Here is a 14,058-nt window from a genome sequence, read left to right on the forward strand (position 1 = left end):
TGATGTATTTATAGTCAGTTTAGTCGATAAATCTCACATTTCTTGACTCAGAACTGTATCATTCGCCTACAATGACGATAGAATCCACCCGAATTTGAAGCAAAAGATATTTTGGAATAATCAAGAATGGTTACGTACCCAAGTCTCGTTGTGATCGCCCTATACATTACAACAACCATATTTATCAGCTACTTAGTAAACAAGAAGCTGAAAACGGGTGGAGACTTTTCGACAGGTGGACGTCAATTCGGTTGGTTTACAGCGGGAGTATCCATTCTCGCGACCTATATAAGTGCGATGACCTTCATCGGAATGCCAGGTTGGGTCTATGGAACAGGGATGGAAGCGATGGCAATCCACCTCAACTACCCTTTAGTGATCTTTTTCACCGTGGTGTTTTTCGTTCCTATCTTCTACAAGCTCAAGCTGACTTCTATCTATGAGTATCTAGAGATGCGTTTTGGTATCTATGCCAGAACCATCAACTCTATCGTTTTTCTTGTGGTGCAATGTATCTCCGCAGGTGTCATCTTGTATGCGGTGTCGCTAATTCTGGTTCAGGTGTTACCCATCACCATTACCCAAGCGATTTTGTGTATTAGCGTATTCACCGCTATTTACACCTATGCCGGCGGTATTTCGACGGTCATTTGGACAGATATGCTTCAGTCGCTGATCCTAGTCATTGGTACTATCGCTATCTTCTTTATTTTAATTTTCGACATAGATAGCGGTGTGAAATCGACACCTGAGATGCTCAACGTCATTAACCTGAGTATGGATCCAAGTGTCGATACCACAGTCTGGGCAGGGTTAGTTGCCGTTGCGTTTTTGCATCTGAGTGTTTACGGCACTAACCAGCTTATTATCCAGAGAACTCTGGCCACGAAAGACGTCAATACAGCCCAAAAGTCGATGCTGCTTTGCGGCTACGGCGCGTTTTTTATCTATCTACTGTTCGCAGTCTTAGGTGTACTACTCAACCTGTTTTACGATGGTCAAGTCTTTGATAACCAAAATGAAGTCATCTTGGATTTTGTGTTTAACCACACCAATCCGATTATTATTGGTTTGATCATTTCAGCATTAGCAGCTGCAGCGATGTCGACACTGGATTCAACCTACAACTCAATGGCAACCGTAGCGACATTTGATATCTATAAGCGCTTCATTAAAACCGATGCTGAAGGTATGCATTATGAAAGTACCGCGAGAAAAATGAGTTTGGTTGCGGCGGCTTCGGTAGTCGTACCGGCAATTTTGGCGGTATCCAACGAATCCGTATTAAAGACGATCGCTAGTCTGACCTCAATTTTTGTAGGTATTCGTCTAGGCTCTTTTGTGTTAGGAATAGCGTCTAAGAAAGCCAACGAAAAAGGCATTATTCTCGGAAGTATTGTTAGCATGGTTGCAGTGTTTGCCGTTAAAGGAATGAACATCGCGTGGCCGTGGTTTGCACCAATAGGGACATTGGTATTTATGGTCGTAGGATTGACCGCTAGCTATAAATGGGGCGAAGTAACGCCCGAGCAGCTAGACTTTATTCATAAACAGAAGCACTTGATCGCTAAACCGAAAGCCAGTCATTACGGGCTATTTGCCTTCGCTGCGTTCACAGTGGTCATTTGTATATATATCCCCGACTGGCTTGGCTCAGTACTGCTGTAATAAGGTAATAGGTTATGTTGTCCATCTTCGACATTTATAAGGTTGGCGTCGGCCCATCTAGTTCTCACACTAATGGTCCAATGATTGCTGGCTATCAGTTCACTAAGTTGATCGCAGACTCTCTAGAAAATGTGGTTCGAGTTCAAGTTGATTTATACGGCTCACTCTCACTGACAGGCATCGGTCACCACACCGATCGTGCCACTATTTTAGGCTTGTTGGGCAACAAACCTGACACTATTAAGATTTCGAGCGCAAACCAAGCGATGAGAAATGCTATCGAAGATGGCGTATTACCTCTCTCAGGCACTCACCATATTCCGTTTAACTACAAAACGGACATGCTGTTTCATGAAGACAATCTGCCTCTACATGAAAATGGCATGACCATCTCTGCGTTTGATAAACAAGGTGAGCGCATTGGCTTTGAGACTTACTATTCCATCGGCGGCGGCTTTATTGCCACAGAATATGAGTTGCAAAACGGTAAAGACGAAGAAGACGTCAGTGTCGAATTCCCGTTTAGCAGCGCTGACGAAATGTTAGAGCTAGCAGAAGAACACGGCATGAGCCTCGGTGGTATGGTACTTCGCAATGAATTAGCGTTCAAAGATCTTGAAGACATTAATGATAAAGCCGAGCAGATTTGGCGAGTCATGTTGCGTTGTATGGAGCGTGGTTTTGAAACTGAAGGTATCTTGGATGGCGGGCTAAACGTCACCCGTCGTGCTCCTAATCTACTGAAAAAGCTGGAAGCAAACGCCGCCATCGAAAATGATCCGATGGAAATTATGGATTGGATCAACTTGTTTGCCTTTGCCGTAAGTGAAGAGAATGCGGCGGGCGGTCAAGTGGTCACCTCTCCGACAAACGGGGCTGCGGGGGTTATTCCTGCCGTATTAATGTACTACCATCGTTTTATTAAAGAGCTTGATACCAAACAGCTCAAAGACTTTTTAGCGGTTTCCGGAGCCATCGGTATCCTCTACAAAACCAACGCCTCCATTTCCGGTGCTGAAGTAGGCTGTCAAGGTGAGGTAGGCGTATCATCATCCATGGCAGCGGCTGGCCTAACCGCACTACGAGGTGGTAGTAACGAGCAAATGTGTATCGCAGCAGAGATTGCCATGGAGCACTCACTCGGTATGACCTGCGACCCTATCGGCGGTTTAGTTCAAGTCCCTTGTATCGAACGCAATGCCATGGGTGCAATGAAGGCAATCAATGCTTCGCGCATGGCGCTTAAGCGAACCAGTAAGTGTCTCATCTCTTTAGATAAAGTCATCGATACTATGTATCAGACAGGCAAAGATATGAATAAGAAGTACCGTGAAACCTCGCAAGGTGGATTGGCGCTAATTCATTTGGCTCCGCCTTGTGAATAAATGTGCAAGTAAACAAATAAAGGCGACCAGAGGTCGCCTTTTTTGATGAACAACTTAACGATATTACTTCGCGATTAAGTCTTTGTAAGCGATAGTCTTGCCTTGAGGTTTCTCATTTGCAAGCTTAGCTTTAGGTGCACCTGGTTGTGATAACCAATATTCTGGATCCTTCTTAGGATTCAGTTTTGGACCACAGTCACCCTGAGCACCACTTCTTTCTAGACGCTTAAGCACTTTGTCTTGAGCTGCTGCTAGGCCGTCCAGAGCTTCTTGTGGTGTTTTTTCTCCACTCGCCGCTTCAGAAACATATTGCCACCATAGCTGTGCAAGTTTTGGATAGTCTGGCACATTGGTACCTGTTGGAGTCCACTGTTTACGCGCATCACTGCGGTAGAACTCAACCAAACCACCCAGCTTAGGAGCAGCATCTGTCATCGCTTGAGAGTTAATGTCTGACTCACGAATTGGCGTCAAACCAACCAGTGTTTTCTTCAGGCTCACAGACTTAGACACGACAAACTGAGCATACAACCAAGCGGCTTGACGACGATCCACTGGCGTACTGTTTAGGAATGTCCACGAGCCCGCATCTTGATAACCAAGCTTCATGCCATCTTCCCAGTATGGGCCACGAGGTGATGGTGCCATACGCCATTTCGGTGTGCCATCTTCATTAACCACAGGTAGCCCTGGCTTGGTCATGTCAGCAGTAAACGCGGTATACCAAAAGATCTGCTGCGCGATAGAACCTTGTGCGGGAACCGGACCTGCTTCGCCAAACGTCATCCCTTGGGCTTCAGGTGGCGCATATTGTTTTAGCCAATCCACATACTTGGTGGTCGCATACACCGCCGCTGGACCATTTGTCGCACCGCCGCGAGCCACATCGGAACCGACAGGGCTACAGCCTTCTACACGAATCCCCCACTCATCAACTGGTAAACCATTAGGAATCCCTTTATCACCCGCACCAGCCATGGAGAACCACGAGTCAGTGAAACGCCAACCTAGTGATGGGTCTTTTTTGCCGTAGTCCATATGACCGTAGACACGTTCGCCATCGATCATTTTCACCTTCTCACTAAAGAATTCTGCAATGTCTTCGTATGCAGACCAGTTAAGTGGCACTCCTAGCTCGTAACCGTATTCCTTCTTAAACTTGGCTTTAAGATCGTCACGCTCAAACCAGTCTGCACGGAACCAATATAGGTTCGCAAACTGCTGATCTGGCAGCTGGTAAATCTTACCGTCAGGACCTGTGGTGAAATCCAAGCCAATGAAGTCGGGAAGATCCAAATATGGGTTAGTCACACTCTTACCGTCACCTTCAATAAAGTCAGAGATTGGTACCACTTTTCCGTATCGAATGTGGGTACCGATCAAGTCTGAGTCATTGATATAGCCATCATAGATATTGCGACCTGTCTGCATTTGCGTTTGCAGCTTTTCTACCACGTCACCTTCTTGAATCAAATCGTGATTCACTTTGATGCCGGTTATCTCATAGAACGCTTTAGCAAGAACTTTTGCTTCATATTCGTGGGTAGTGATGGTTTCCGAAGCAACGTTGATTTCCATGCCTTTGAAAGGTTTGGCAGCATCAATAAACCACTGCATCTCTTTCGTTTGCTCATCGGCGGTCAACGTCGTCGGAGTGAACTCTTCACTCATCCACTTTTTAGCCGCGTCCATATCGGCAAACGCGTTTGGCGAGAGTGCTGCGAATGCAATAGACAAAGCAACGCAGCGGGTAAGATAAGACTTCTTCATATCCTTTTTCATTATTGTTTTACTCCAATTATGAGTGTTTTGTTTCGTACGTTATTAGTCACACCTAAGCGAGCCCTATGGCATTACAGCCAAATACAGCATGTTGAGCATGGTTAGGCACTTATCGGTGAAAGTTGTTATTACCCCCATTTCAAAACGGTCAAAATCCAAACCGTGGAAATCGCAAACGGCACCCAAATAGAGAGCTCCGTTAGTCCCACAAATCCAAGGTGTATATAGGCTGAACTCAGCAAGCCAATAAACAGTCGGTCTCCCCGTGTCGTACTGATTGGGAGAAACCCTTTGCGCTCAATACATGGCGCTTTAATTTCAGCAATGGTCATCGTTAACAAAATCAGTGCGATGCCAATAAAAAACAGTGCAGACGGAGTCGTCCATGCCATCCAAGCCATAATGTGTCTCCTTAAACTCGACCCAGTGCAAAACCTTTCGCAACGTGGTTGCGAACAAACCAAATGACAAGAATGCCCGGTACGATAGTCAGTACCCCGGCCGCAGCTAACACGCCCCAATCTATCCCCGAGGCACTGACGGTTCGCGTCATCACCGCAGAAATAGGCTTGGCATCAACTGATGTAAGTGTTCGAGCAAGCAGCAACTCAACCCAGCTGAACATGAAGCAGAAGAACGCCGTCACACCAATACCGGAACGGATCATTGGCAGAAATATCTTCATAAAGAACTTTGGAAAGCTGTAACCATCTATATAGGCGGTTTCATCGATTTCCCTTGGTACACCTGACATAAAGCCTTCAAGTATCCAAACCGCCAACGGCACGTTAAATAAGCAGTGAGCGAGCGCGACCGCAATATGGGTGTCGAACAGGCCTACCGATGAATACAATTGGAAGAACGGCAACAGAAATACTGCTGGCGGTGACATTCGGTTGGTCAACAGCCAGAAAAACAAGTGTTTATCGCCGACAAATTTGTAGCGTGAAAAGGCGTACGCCGCAGGCAGTGCCACTGCTAACGTAATACACATATTCATTACCACATAGATGATGGAATTGACGTATCCCATATACCAACTTGGGTCGGAGAAAATGGTTTGATAGTTCTTAAATGTCCAGTTTTCTGGCCAGAAGCTCAGGCTTCCCAATATCTCTTGGTTTTCTTTAAACGACATATTGAGCAGCCAATAAATCGGCAACATCAAGCAGATGATATAAAGTGCTAAGCCGACAATTTGGGTATAGCGTGTGTATTTTGACTTCGTCATGGTTAAATCCCTTTATTTATTCTCACCGTGCGTCATCGCGGTATAGAACACCCAACTGACGAGTAATATGATCAAGAAGTAAATGATGGAGAAAGCCGCAGCAGGACCAATATCAAATTGTCCGATGGCCATCTTGGTTAAGGTTTGGCTTAAGAACGTGGTTGAGTTACCTGGCCCCCCTCCAGTAAGTACAAAGGGTTCGGTGTAAATCATAAAGCTGTCCATGAAGCGCACTAACACGCCAATCAATAACACACTCTTCAACTTTGGAAGCTGAATGTAACGGATGATTGACCATGTAGAGGCGCGATCAATATTGGCCGCTTGATAATAGGCATCCGGAATAGCGCGCAGACCTGAATAACACAGCAAAGCGATGAGTGACGTCCAGTGCCATACGTCCATCAGAATCACAGTCAACCAAGCATCGACCGGATTACCTGCATAGTTATAATCAACGCCAAGCCCGTTTAGAGCCCAACCAAATAAGCCAATGTCCGCACGACCAAAGATCTGCCAGATAGTACCCACGACGTTAAGTGGGATAAGCAATGGAATAGCCAATACGATTAGGCAAAACACCGACCACTTGCCTTTGGTTGGCATGGTGAGCGCCACAATAATCCCAAGGGGAACTTCAATCATCAGCACCGTAAATGTAAATCCAAACTGACGCAGCAACGCACCGTGTAGTCGTTCATCATTTAACGTTTCTCGATACCACTCCGTTCCAACGAAGTAGGCGGTATTAGCGTCAAAGATATCTTGTAGCGAGTAGTTCACTACCGTCATCAATGGCACGATGGCACTGAAGGCCACCAAGGCGAAAACCGGAAGAACTAGAAACCATGCCTTGTTGTTGACTGCCTTGTCCATTAGTGGCCTCCTACATTAACTAAGAATTCATCGACATAGAGCATTGTCCATTGCTCTGGAAAGCTGATGTACGCGACACTTTTCGGTACATGTTGGTCTTCTTGAAGGCGTGCTTTGATGTGCTGTTCACCCAGCTTTAAAGTGAGAATTTTGTAAGTACCCAAATCTTCAACATGCAATACCTGTGCTTTTAAAGCAGAAGGGTTCTCTTTCTCCCATACATGAACAAATTCCGGTCTTATTCCAATCTTGATATTGTTACTCGATGCCTTTGCAATAGCGTCTCGATAACTTGACGACAACGGCACATCGACATCATCAAATCGCACTCCAACCTCAGTTGGTGTCACTTCCATTAGATTCATTCCAGGACTGCCAATGAAGTAGCCGACAAAGGTGTGGTTAGGGGTTTCGAATAGCTCTCTTGGTGTACCGAATTGCACAATTTGCCCGTTGTACATAACGGCAATTTCATCTGCGAACGTCGACGCTTCCAGTTGGTCGTGGGTCACGTAAATCATGGTGATGTTGAACTGTTGGTGGATCTGCTTAAGCTTGCGTCTTAGTTTCCACTTCAGCTGCGGGTCGATAACCGTTAGTGGTTCGTCAAATAGAATCGCCGAGACATCATCACGAACCAGCCCTCTTCCCATCGACACCTTTTGCTTTTCATCCGCAGTAAGATGTTTTGCTTTTTTGTTCAGCACGGCGGTCAGCTCGAGGATTTCGGCAATTTCCGTCACTTTGGAATGAATTTTAGCTTTGTGTACCTTCATATTTCGCAGCGGAAACGCTAAGTTGTCGTACACCGTCATAGTGTCGTATATCACCGGAAACTGGAAAACCTGAGCAATATTTCTATCCTGAGGGCGCAGTTCATTCACTTTCATGTCATCGAAAAGCACTTGACCTTGCGAAGGACTCATGAGCCCAGAAATAATGTTGAGTAGTGTCGATTTTCCGCAGCCCGATGGACCTAATAACGCGTATGCTCCACCTTGTTTCCAAACGTGGTTCATTTCTTTAATGGCATACAGCGACGACTCGCTTGGCTGTTTGTCATAAGTATGAGCCAGTGAATTGAGTGTAATTTGGACCATGACTGACTAACCTCTCACATCATTAATCGGAGCATGAATCAGTTTTTCGTCCATACCGAATACATAGAATTTGTGGATTGGAATGTAGATTTTGATGGTTTCGTCCACTTCATAGCTGTGAACGCCAGCCAAGTGAAGCACCAACTCAAAATGCGCATTACGAACGTGAAGAAATGTCTCTGAGCCACTAATTTCGGCGACTTCCACTTGAACCGTCAGCTCAACATCGTCGTCGTTTTTCGGTAACAAACTAAGATGACTGGGTCGAATACCAAACTTGTAGCTACCCTTTTCAAGCTTGCTTAACGACTGGTTAAGCGGGAAGTGAGCACTTTGATCAAAGGTGACTTCACTTTCAGTAACGTCACCTTTTAGTAAGTTAATAGGAGGCTCACTAAACAGAGTGGCTGAGGTCACGCAATCTGGGGTGTGATACACCTCTGCGGTCGGGCCTGACTGAATGACCTTTCCTTCGTGGAGAATGGTTGTCGTTCCGCCAAGTGCTAGAGCTTCGTTAGGCTCTGTAGTAGCGTAGATAGCGATCGTGTGACGGGTTTTGAACAACTCACGCATTTCCTGACGCAGTTCCTCGCGAAGCTTGTAGTCTAAGTTCACCAGAGGCTCATCGAACAAGATAATTTCAGCATCTTTGACCAATGCTCTAGCCATTGCGGTTCTTTGCTGCTGACCACCAGAAAGTTCTAATGGGTGCTTTTTTAGATGTTCAGTAATGCGAAGCATGTCTGCTGTTGCGTGCACACGCTCGATGATTTCTTTTTCAGGTGTGCCACCAAGTCGCAGTGGAGAAGCGACGTTTTCAAATACCGTTAGATTCGGATAATTGATAAATTGCTGGTATACCATCGAGATGTTTCGCTCTCTTACCGAAACCCCTGTTACATCAACGCCGTTAACCAGAATTCGTCCTGACGTAGGTTTATCCAAACCTGCTATCAATCTCATCAATGAGGTTTTACCTGCGAGTGTTCGCCCAAGCAAAACGTTAAACGATCCTGCTTCAAAGGTGAGGTTCACGTCGGATATGTGATGCTCGCCGTCGACTACTTTGCTTACCTGCTCAAGTGTTAATGACACTAAAAACTCCTTTCATCTCGAACAATGTCGTTTTCGATATTGCTCATGATTGCTAGAGTCATGCCAACTTGCGAAAATTGTAACAATTTAATTACAAGGCATGCGATAAACTATTGAATGAGCGTAGTTTTAAACGCTAAACCCATATAAAGAAAGCACTTATCCTACAAAAACGTTTTATGATCCAAGTAACATTTGTTAACTAAATGTGTTCAAACTGTTCAGAGCAGTGATATGTTTATTGAGCAATTGGTGAACAATCTTTGTTCGCAAACGCGCTTTTAGTATTTTGACTCTAATTTGGCTGGTCGTAGAAATGAACAGTAAACACAGCACGATCATTAAAAACTCTTGGCAACGATGTAGAGAAGCTGGGTTGTCACACAGCAGTGCTCCCATTATAGAGATGGAGACAGGCTCCTCACTGGCGAGAACAACAGAAGAGCACTCCGGTTTAATAGAAACTACACAACAAAAAGTGTTGCCGTTTTACGACAGTTTATTGGCAAACAGTAACTGCCTCATTACCTTGGCAAATACTAAAGGCCAGGTCTTGAATAGCTGGGGAGAACAACGTTTTTTTACCCAACATCAACCACAAGTCTTTCAAAATGGCGTGCAATGGAAGGAACAGTTAATTGGCACTAACGCCATAGGCACGGCTTTAGAAACGGGCTCCATTGTGCAAGTTTTTCACGATGAACACTTTCTTAGTTCAAACCGATTTATGGCAGGTTCCGCAGCACCTTTGTTTGATGCAGACCGAAGAATGACGGGCGTTTTGTCGATATCAAGTGACGCTTATATGCCCTCTTCTCATACACTTGGTATGGTAAAACTGATGTCACAAGCCATTGAGAACCAATTAATAGCTAGTCGATTTCAAGCGACCCATCACCTATTTTGGTTCAATACTTCTCCTGAAAACATTGATAGTCAGTGGTCTTCATTGTTGGTGTTTAACGATGAAGGCATTATTGTTTCAGCCAATCGTCGCGCTGAAGTGGTACTTGGTCAGAATCTTGCGTTGCAGCGTTTGGAACAATTGTTCGATGTAAAGATGGAGCAAGTGCTATCGCACCCTCCTTTTACGCCATTTGCTCTAACTTCTCGTAGCCAGTCTAATTATTTTGGCTTGACCATACCTCCAACGATTCCAAAAGGTCGTCAACTCGATTTTAGGTTGGTACCACAAACCACAGATATAGCTGCTCCAACGGACAGACCACTTGATTTAGAACAGTTGAATACCGGTGACCCAAGATTGGCGAAAGCGATTAATCAAGCAAGTCGAATCCTTGATACCGATATACCCATTTTGATCCATGGCGAAACCGGGGTGGGTAAAGAAGTTTTTGTTAACGCACTGCACCAATCAAGTAGACGCAGTCACGCCCCACTCATTGCAGTAAACTGTGCCGCTATTCCGTCTGAACTGGTTGAATCCGAGCTGTTTGGATACGAGAAAGGGGCATTTACCGGTGCTCACACTAAAGGCTATGTGGGATTAATTAGAAAAGCCGATAAGGGAACACTGTTTCTTGATGAACTTGGCGACATGCCGATAAATGTTCAAGCTCGACTGCTTCGAGTACTGCAAGAGCGCAAGGTGACGCCACTTGGCTCCACAACCTCTTACCCAGTTGATTTTAAGTTAGTTTCCGCAACCAACCGGAACCTAAAAGCTGACGTAGAGCGCGGCACGTTTCGCCAAGATCTCTATTATCGAGTAACAGGCCTGAACATCACGCTCCCTGCTTTGAGGGAACGAACGGATAAAGAAGCTCTGATCCGGTTCATTCTAAGAAAATACGCATACGGCAACGATGTACCAAATCTAAGCGTGGAAGTATTGGCGATGTTCAAACAACACCCTTGGCCTGGCAATATCAGACAAATGGTTAGCGTGATTCAAATTGCAGCCGCCATGGCGGGCGATGAAACCATCACCTCAGAACATTTACCTGATGACTTCATAAATGACCTCAAACCTTATGAAAGTGCGCCGATTCAACCTATATTGGGCGCTACCGCATCAGACTTAGCAGTCGTCCCAAATTTGGTTGAACAGGCCACAGAGCCAGTATCAAACAATCAAGAGTGGCTTGATATTTATGAGGAACATGGAAGGAATATTTCGGCAACTGCAAAGGCACTAAATGTCAGTCGCAATACATTGTACAAGCGCCTAAGGGAGCAAGGATTAAGATAAGCCTCCCTGCTCCACTTGGATTGTTTTTATACTAAATTACTGGATCGACGTGATAGTCATGAATAGTGGTTCTGGTGCCGTCCAAGCTTACTTTCCAAACTTCGTTAACCAGCAAGTTAATGCTTTCACCACGCAGCGTTGACTCGGAATAGGTGTCTGCAAGTAAGCGCATTCTGAGTTCGACTGCGTAATGATTGCCTTCTCTACGGACTTCTATTTGCTCGATTTGATGATGGCAATCCGGTTTAAAGGTGCGCTTAACGATGGAATACCAATCTCTAAATCCATCATGACCATAGAATGTTCCTTCTGGCGCTGACCATTTGATATCCGCGCTTAAATAACGCGTAAAATCATCAGTCGAGTCAGGAAGTTCATCAAACTGGGCGAACCATTGAGTCACAAACTTACTAATACGGTTTTCTGGTGATTGGATAAGGTCTTCAATCCTCGTTTGCAAGCGGTCAGCATGACTCCTAGCACGAGTTTCTACCTCCTCCAGAGTGTTGTACACGCCTGCAATGTAAACCATGCTATGAGTGTAAACTGGCTTAACGTAATTCATTCCTGCAAGATAAGCGGTTTGCTCTAAAGGTTTTAACAACTCTTCAATTGAGAAATGGTTATAGCCAAGCGGGGTATAAGACTCCTCAGGACCACCGATCGTGAACGATAGCACCAAATCTTTGCCTTTTAACTTGTCGCCTTTAGCGCCATAAGCAAAGTTATAGCTGAATACATCATCAATCCATTTTTTCAGCAATGCAGGAATGGAGTACCAGTAGAACGGAAACTGCAGTACAACAACGTCAGCTTTCACTAAAGCCGCTTGCTCTGCCTCTACATCGATCTGATAGTTAGGGTATAAACGGTCTAGTTGACGCACTTCAATGTCATCAAAATGATCACTTAATTGGTTCAAAATAACTTTATTGGTATTTGACGCGTCCAAATTTGGATGACCTGAAATAACTAAAACCTGGCTCATAATGACTTTCTCATCGGTTACTGACTTAACATGTGAGTAGTGTAATTAGTATCATTGATAATTTTTAGATGACTTTTAGCTAAATAATTATTAGTTTAAAGCTAATAATAGTATTAGGTCCTAATCATGAACGGAACAATATTCAACCAACTGATTGTATTTAATACGATCGTTCAGGAAGGTAGCATTACCAGAGCGGCTAAGAAGCTCGAAATGGCACCTCCTTCAGTCAGCAATGCGTTGAAAGCTTTAGAGCAAGAATTAGGTCTACCGTTGTTTACACGTACAACACGACGCATTGAAGTCACTGAAGCAGGTCGATTACTGCATGAACGCACCTTGCATTCTATTTCCGAATTGAGTTTGGCTTTCGAAAGTGTCAGCGATTTAAGCAGAGAACCCACTGGCACGGTTCGCGTCACCATGCCACGGTTTGTCTATCAGTATTTAATCGAGCCCATTTACGCTGAATTCTGTCAGCAATACCCTCATATACAACTAGAAATTTCAGTTTCTGACGCCACAATCGACATACTTAACGAGAACTTTGATCTTGGCATCCGCTTTGGTGATAAAGTGGAAGAAGGCATGGTCGCTCGACCACTTACGACTTCTATGAAAGAAGCCTTTTTTGCGTCCCCTGCCTATATAGAACACTATGGACAACCATCATGCCCAGATGATTTGAAACATCACAAGCTGATACAGTATCGATTCATCTCATCAAACAAAATTGCACCTCTATTGCTAAACAAACAGGGAGAGATGCTTTCGGTGGAGATGCCTACCTCCATGGTTGTTAATGACACGAACTTAATGGTAGATGCAGCCATAAAAGGTTTGGGAATAGGCAGACTTGTCGAACCTATGATTCAATCGCATATCGCCCAAAAGCAACTGGTACCAATTTTAGAAGACTATTGGTACCCATATTCTGGACTTTATGTCTACTTTCATAAAAACACACAAAAGGCTAAACGTGTCCGTGTATTGATTGATTTTTTGATAGAAAAAACCAAGCAGCTATAACTAGATGGCGGCTCTTTTCATGGATACATTGTCCCTACTACGAGGTATCAAATTGAACACAAGTAAAATTCGCAACGTGGTCTTCGACGTTGGCAACGTGATTGTTCGCTGGTCTCCCGTTGAGATCGTCCGACTAACATTTGGGTATAGTGCTCATGAAGCAGAGCAAAAGGCTAAAGCTATTTTTCAACATGATATTTGGATGGCTCTTAACAAGGGTCTATTGACCGAACATCAAGCACAAGAAGAATATCAAACTGCATTGGGGCTATCTGAGGCTGAGTGTGAGAGACTCTTCTACTACATCAAAGAAACCCAAATTCAGATTTTTGGTACGGTCGATCTCATTAAGCGCCTGAAACAAGCCAGCTACAACATTTATGCATTAACGGACAACGTCCATGAAATTGTCGAGCACTTAAAGCATCGTTATGACTTCTGGCCACTATTCGAAGCTGCTACCGTATCGGCTGAGTTGGGTGTACTCAAACCCTCTGCTGACATTTATCAGTCGCTACTCAACAGCAACAATCTTATCGCGGAAGAAACCGTATTTTTGGATGACATGCCATACAACGTCGACGGCGCAGTGCAATGTGGACTGCATGCCGTTCAGTTCAGCGATACACAACAAGCGGAGAATGCACTTCGAGAATTGGGTTTAGAGTTTTAAGACGAATAACGGCAGTTCT

The 14,058-nt window shown here is 44.7% G+C and carries 12 protein-coding genes; 5 read left to right on the forward strand and 7 right to left on the reverse strand.

The window, feature by feature from the left end; genetic code table 11:
• Nucleotides 1–126 precede the first annotated feature (126 nt).
• Both HW45_RS07055 and HW45_RS07060 read left to right on the forward strand, forming a co-directional pair.
• Nucleotides 127–1,668: a sodium:solute symporter family transporter gene (locus HW45_RS07055; protein WP_038225830.1), complete on the forward strand. Its 1,542-nt coding sequence runs from the start codon at nt 127–129 to the stop codon at nt 1,666–1,668.
• A 14-nt stretch (nt 1,669–1,682) separates the two neighbouring features.
• Nucleotides 1,683–3,053, forward strand: coding sequence for an L-serine ammonia-lyase (locus tag HW45_RS07060; RefSeq protein ID WP_038225832.1), 1,371 nt, complete (start codon nt 1,683–1,685; stop codon nt 3,051–3,053).
• A gap of 63 nt (nt 3,054–3,116) precedes the next feature.
• Here HW45_RS07060 and HW45_RS07065 read toward each other — a convergent pair whose 3' ends face one another.
• The 6 genes from HW45_RS07065 to HW45_RS07090 form a co-directional block, all read right to left on the reverse strand.
• Nucleotides 3,117–4,835, reverse strand: coding sequence for an ABC transporter substrate-binding protein (locus HW45_RS07065; RefSeq protein WP_038225834.1), 1,719 nt, complete (start codon nt 4,833–4,835; stop codon nt 3,117–3,119).
• Nucleotides 4,836–4,963: 128 nt separating this feature from the next.
• Nucleotides 4,964–5,236, reverse strand: a complete 273-nt coding sequence (locus HW45_RS07070) for a DUF2160 domain-containing protein (RefSeq protein WP_006073669.1) — start codon at nt 5,234–5,236, stop codon at nt 4,964–4,966.
• An 11-nt stretch (nt 5,237–5,247) separates the two neighbouring features.
• Complete coding sequence (locus HW45_RS07075; protein ID WP_006073671.1) at nt 5,248–6,066, reverse strand: carbohydrate ABC transporter permease; 819 nt, start codon at nt 6,064–6,066, stop codon at nt 5,248–5,250.
• A gap of 12 nt (nt 6,067–6,078) precedes the next feature.
• On the reverse strand, nt 6,079–6,942 hold the full coding sequence (locus HW45_RS07080) for a carbohydrate ABC transporter permease (RefSeq protein WP_006073672.1): 864 nt from the start codon (nt 6,940–6,942) through the stop codon (nt 6,079–6,081).
• Nucleotides 6,942–8,042 (reverse strand): ABC transporter ATP-binding protein, encoded by a 1,101-nt coding sequence (locus HW45_RS07085; RefSeq protein WP_038225835.1) that lies wholly within the window; start codon nt 8,040–8,042, stop codon nt 6,942–6,944. The genes HW45_RS07080 and HW45_RS07085 overlap by 1 nt, the downstream gene beginning before the upstream one ends.
• Nucleotides 8,043–8,048: 6 nt before the next feature.
• Nucleotides 8,049–9,137 (reverse strand): ABC transporter ATP-binding protein, encoded by a 1,089-nt coding sequence (locus tag HW45_RS07090; protein WP_038225836.1) that lies wholly within the window; start codon nt 9,135–9,137, stop codon nt 8,049–8,051.
• A 316-nt stretch (nt 9,138–9,453) separates the two neighbouring features.
• Between HW45_RS07090 and HW45_RS07095 the strand changes: the two genes are divergently transcribed.
• On the forward strand, nt 9,454–11,349 hold the full coding sequence (locus HW45_RS07095; RefSeq protein WP_038225837.1) for a sigma-54-dependent Fis family transcriptional regulator: 1,896 nt from the start codon (nt 9,454–9,456) through the stop codon (nt 11,347–11,349).
• A 31-nt stretch (nt 11,350–11,380) separates the two neighbouring features.
• Here HW45_RS07095 and HW45_RS07100 read toward each other — a convergent pair whose 3' ends face one another.
• Nucleotides 11,381–12,337 (reverse strand): NAD(P)H-dependent oxidoreductase, encoded by a 957-nt coding sequence (locus tag HW45_RS07100; protein WP_038225839.1) that lies wholly within the window; start codon nt 12,335–12,337, stop codon nt 11,381–11,383.
• 126 nt (nt 12,338–12,463) lie between these two features.
• Between HW45_RS07100 and HW45_RS07105 the strand changes: the two genes are divergently transcribed.
• Together HW45_RS07105 and HW45_RS07110 are read left to right on the forward strand one after the other, a co-directional pair.
• Complete coding sequence (locus HW45_RS07105) at nt 12,464–13,366, forward strand: LysR family transcriptional regulator (protein WP_038225842.1); 903 nt, start codon at nt 12,464–12,466, stop codon at nt 13,364–13,366.
• A 52-nt stretch (nt 13,367–13,418) separates the two neighbouring features.
• Nucleotides 13,419–14,039 (forward strand): HAD family hydrolase, encoded by a 621-nt coding sequence (locus HW45_RS07110; RefSeq protein WP_038226050.1) that lies wholly within the window; start codon nt 13,419–13,421, stop codon nt 14,037–14,039.
• The last annotated feature ends 19 nt before the right edge of the window (nt 14,040–14,058 follow it).

This window comes from Vibrio sp. ER1A, from assembly GCF_000733315.1.
GTDB classification, from domain to species: Bacteria; Pseudomonadota; Gammaproteobacteria; order Enterobacterales; family Vibrionaceae; genus Vibrio; species Vibrio mediterranei.

Coding starts and splice junctions, on each gene's coding strand:
- HW45_RS07055 (WP_038225830.1), top strand. CDS start 127: ATGGTTACGTACCCAAGTCTCGTTGTGATCGCCCTATACATTACAACA.
- HW45_RS07060 (WP_038225832.1), top strand. CDS start 1,683: ATGTTGTCCATCTTCGACATTTATAAGGTTGGCGTCGGCCCATCTAGT.
- HW45_RS07065 (WP_038225834.1), bottom strand. CDS start 4,835: ATGAAAAAGGATATGAAGAAGTCTTATCTTACCCGCTGCGTTGCTTTG.
- HW45_RS07070 (WP_006073669.1), bottom strand. CDS start 5,236: ATGGCTTGGATGGCATGGACGACTCCGTCTGCACTGTTTTTTATTGGC.
- HW45_RS07075 (WP_006073671.1), bottom strand. CDS start 6,066: ATGACGAAGTCAAAATACACACGCTATACCCAAATTGTCGGCTTAGCA.
- HW45_RS07080 (WP_006073672.1), bottom strand. CDS start 6,942: ATGGACAAGGCAGTCAACAACAAGGCATGGTTTCTAGTTCTTCCGGTT.
- HW45_RS07085 (WP_038225835.1), bottom strand. CDS start 8,042: ATGGTCCAAATTACACTCAATTCACTGGCTCATACTTATGACAAACAG.
- HW45_RS07095 (WP_038225837.1), top strand. CDS start 9,454: ATGAACAGTAAACACAGCACGATCATTAAAAACTCTTGGCAACGATGT.
- HW45_RS07100 (WP_038225839.1), bottom strand. CDS start 12,337: ATGAGCCAGGTTTTAGTTATTTCAGGTCATCCAAATTTGGACGCGTCA.
- HW45_RS07105 (WP_038225842.1), top strand. CDS start 12,464: ATGAACGGAACAATATTCAACCAACTGATTGTATTTAATACGATCGTT.